This is a genomic window from Cupriavidus basilensis (assembly GCF_029335485.1).
GTDB classification, from domain to species: Bacteria; Pseudomonadota; Gammaproteobacteria; order Burkholderiales; family Burkholderiaceae; genus Cupriavidus; species Cupriavidus basilensis_E.
On sequence record NZ_JARJLM010000729.1, the window covers coordinates 1 to 2,244 of the forward strand.

General features: G+C 67.6%; 2 protein-coding genes. Both read right to left on the reverse strand.

Features of this window, described 5'->3' with window-relative positions; all coding sequences use genetic code 11:
- Positions 1 to 64: 64 nt before the first annotated feature.
- Complete coding sequence (locus P3W85_RS44885; protein WP_276269580.1) at positions 65 to 2,011, reverse strand: lytic transglycosylase domain-containing protein; 1,947 nt, start codon at positions 2,009 to 2,011, stop codon at positions 65 to 67.
- A 17-nt stretch (positions 2,012 to 2,028) separates the two neighbouring features.
- On the reverse strand, positions 2,029 to 2,244 hold a 216-nt coding region (locus tag P3W85_RS44890), incomplete at its 5' end, for a hypothetical protein (RefSeq protein ID WP_276269581.1).

Here is a 2,244-nt window from a genome sequence, read left to right on the forward strand (position 1 = left end):
TTGGCCGGCAGACCGCGCCGCCCTTGAGGCCTCGTCAATGCCGCGACGAGGCCCCGGGACGGGCTCAGGGCAGGCTGGTGGTGGTGATCTGCGCCGGTGCCACCGTGCCCAGGCGATCCTTGAGCGACTGCGGCCGGCCGCTCATCAATGCAGCATAGTACGTGGCGTTGGACAGCACATTCTTGACGTAGGTCCGGGTTTCCGAAAAAGGAATGGTCTCGGCGAAGATCGCACCCTCGACCGGGCGCGTCAGGCTGGAGCGCCAGTTCTTGGGACGGCCGGGGCCGGCGTTGTAGGCGGCGGACGCCAGTGTCCAGGAGCTGTCCAGGTCGGTGAACACCATGCTCATGTAGTTGGTGCCGAGCATGATGTTGATATTGGGATCGCTCATCATCGAAGGCGAGAAATCGCTCATGCCGATCTTGCGCGCTACCCACTTGGCCGTGGCAGGCATCACCTGCATCAGGCCATGCGCGCCGGCCGAGGAGCGTGCGTTCATGATGAAGCGCGATTCCTGGCGCACCAGCCCGTAGGCCCAGGCCATGTCCAGGCCCACGTCGTCGGTGGCGCGCTGCATGATGTCGCGGTAGGGCATCAGGAAGCGCAGCGAGAAGTCGTGCTCGGCCTGGGTGCGGTCGGCCGTATTGACGGCGCGGTCCAGCAGCTCGATGCGGCGGGCATAGTCGGCGGCGGCCAGCAGCTGGCGGTCGGTCATGCCGCGCAGTTCCCAGTTCCACTCGCGGTTACCCTCGAAGCGCAGGTTGAGGTCGTAGAACTTCTGCGCGCGCAGGAAGCCGGGGCGGGTGCGCATGGCATTGACCTCGGCGTCGCCGACCTGCGTGCGGGCCGGCAGCACGATGCGGTTGCCCAGTTCTTCGCTGGCCAGCTGGCCGTAGAAGTTGAACTGGCCGGCGATCGACTGGAACTGCTGCTGGGCCTCGGCGGTACGGTTATCCGCCTTGAGCGCGCGGCCGTACCAGTAGCTCCAGGCCGGATCCTTGGCGCGCAGTTCGGGACGCATCAGCTCCACCGCCTGGCGCACCTGCTTCCAGTCGCCCTGGCGCAGCGCGGCGCGCACGCGCCACTCCTGGGTTTCATCCGACAGCCACTGGTTGCCGCCCAGGTCCATCTGGCGGCGGTAGTAGCCGGCCGCCTCGGGCGCCAGCTTCTTGGCAGCGAACTGGCCGATCACGCCCCAGCCGGCGCCCTGCTCGTCGCGCGACAGGCTGCCGGCGCTGGCGGTGAGGTAGGCCGCGGCCTGGCCGGGATCGTTGCGCGCCATCTTGACCACGGTGGCCAGCGTATTGCTGTCGCCGCGCGCGTCGGGCGCCGTGGCGGCAATGCGGCCGGCCAGCGTCACGTAGTTCTGCTCCAGCGCCTGGCGTGCCTGGAAGGCCACGTCGCTGGGCTCGATCTGGCGGCTCTGGGCCAGATAGCCGATCAGGTCGACGCAGCCTTCGCCGTAGCTCTTGGGGTCGCTGAGCGTGGCGCGCGCCTCGGCAGCCACGTTCTGGCCCTTGAGGGCGCGCGACAGCAGCGCATAGCACTCGACCTGGGTATCGTCCTTGAGCGCGAACTGCGGGTATTCTGCATCGAAATTGGCCCAGTCGCGCTTCTTGCCCAGCACCAGCAGCCAGTCGTTGCGCATGCGGTCGGCGATGGCCTCGCCCTTGTAGCGCTGCAGGAAGGCGCGCACCTGGTCGTCGGGCGCGTCGATGCGGGCCAGCCCGCTGGCATCGAACATCTGCGGCTTGATGCGGAAATACTCGACGTAGGACGGGATCGGGTAATCCACCAGGGTCGCCGAGATCGCATCGGTGCGCGCCACGTCGTTCTTGCGGGCGGCATCGCGCAACGCCACGAAAGCGTCGTCGGGGTTGCTCGGAATCGTCAACGACTGGGGCTGCGGCTGTGGCTTCTTCTGCGCAAATACCGGCGTGGCAAGCATGGCGCACGCGATTGCCGCCAGCGCGGCCTTGGCCACGCGCTGCGGATATACTCCCTTCGGCATTCTTAGCTTCCTTGTTGTTACGGCCGGCCCGCCCTCGCGAGGGCGCGACGCCAGCCGTGCAATATTTGGTCAACGCAACAGTCAACATTATCCCACGCGCCCATGCCGCCGAGTGACCACATTGGCAGCCCCTCCGGCAATTCGGACGATTCCGGCAAGCCCGCTGCACCGGGCGCATCCAGCGCCTCCGGCCCGGCCGCCGAACGCAGCACATTGCGGCGCCGGCTGCTGGC